This is a genomic window from Flavobacterium fontis (assembly GCF_900129405.1).
In the GTDB taxonomy this organism is placed as follows: Bacteria; Bacteroidota; Bacteroidia; order Flavobacteriales; family Flavobacteriaceae; genus Flavobacterium; species Flavobacterium fontis.
In genome coordinates this window covers 1-1255 of the sequence record NZ_FQVQ01000035.1, presented here as the reverse complement: position 1 = coordinate 1255, position 1255 = coordinate 1, and the positions used below count along the sequence as shown (strand labels likewise).

The 1255-nt window shown below is 36.9% G+C and carries 1 protein-coding gene; it reads right to left on the bottom strand.

Translation table 11 applies throughout. The features are described from left to right. Positions 1 to 43: 43 nt before the first annotated feature. Positions 44 to 1039 (bottom strand): IS110 family RNA-guided transposase, encoded by a 996-nt coding sequence (locus BUC17_RS13860; protein WP_073365522.1) that lies wholly within the window; start codon positions 1037 to 1039, stop codon positions 44 to 46. Positions 1040 to 1255 lie beyond the last annotated feature (216 nt).

Genomic DNA, 1255 nt, shown 5'->3' with positions numbered 1-1255 from the left:
CGCCACAGTCGGCTAGCGGCATTCCAAGATCAAAAACAAGTTTTTAAGCCGAAAATTTACTTAATTCTACATAGGGCGTTCCGCGGTTAACGGTTGCAAACACGCGGGATACGATTTTATTTCTGATGATGTTTAACACAACCATCTTAGGTTTGCCTTCTTCTACCCGTTTTTGATAATACAATTTAAGTTCTTTATCGTGTTGTATAGCGCTTATTGCTGACATTGATAACAAGCTTTTCATCTTTTTATCACTGATGGAATGAATTTTATTTCGCCCATGAATACTGGTGCCGGATTGATGTGGATAGGGTACTAATCCACAGTAGGCGGAAAATTGTCTTGAGTTCTCAAAACGCGTGTAATTATGGGTGTGCAGCAGCATTTGCATCGCTAGAATCATTCCTACCCCTTTGACCGTTTTGGATAATTTATAGTTGTCTTTAAGAGTTTTATCACTAGTAACGAGTTGGTTCATAGCTTTTTCAATAGCGTGAATTTGAAGCTTTAATTGAACCATATTTTCTTTTAAAATGCCCAGTGAAACATCGTTTATTTCATCATGAACTAAATCGAGCATTCCTTTGTAAAGATTTTTACTTGCGGTGAGTTGCTTAACTAATTGTTCGCGTAAACTCATCATACGTTGTAATTCGATGATGTTCTTTGCCGGTGGTGTGCTGGGGACTAATTCATCGCGTCTTAACCAGGCATAGTGAGCGATTTCCCACGCATCGGCTTTATCGCTTTTACCACGTTTTAAACCCATAGAACGTTTGATTTCGATAGCATTAACACAACAATAAGCGTAATTGTTTTCATAAAGAAAATAGCTTAACAGTAAGCAATACCAACCCGTATGCTCGAAGCAAAATAAGGTTTGTTCAAGATTTACTTTTCGTTTGATAAGCCAATTGATCAGTTGTTTAAATCCTTTTGAATCATTACTGAATTGGTGGTGTACTTTTTCAGTTTTGATGTACACATCCAGAGTTAATTTTGAGACATCAATACCGATGGTTTGATTTACATTTTTCATAAATTTGTTTTTAAGAGATAAAAAATACTTGCATTGCTATCGCCTTTATCGGGTCTAAAAACCCATCATTCCAAGTAGATCAAGCAAGTCCTAATGGGGAAACGGGTCTTATGCCGCGAATAGGTCACAACCCTACGAAACGTTTTAGTTCACCCGTTTCCTTATAGGTTAAAGTAATTAATATTTAATAATGCAAACTAAAGGCGGAACGTTAGC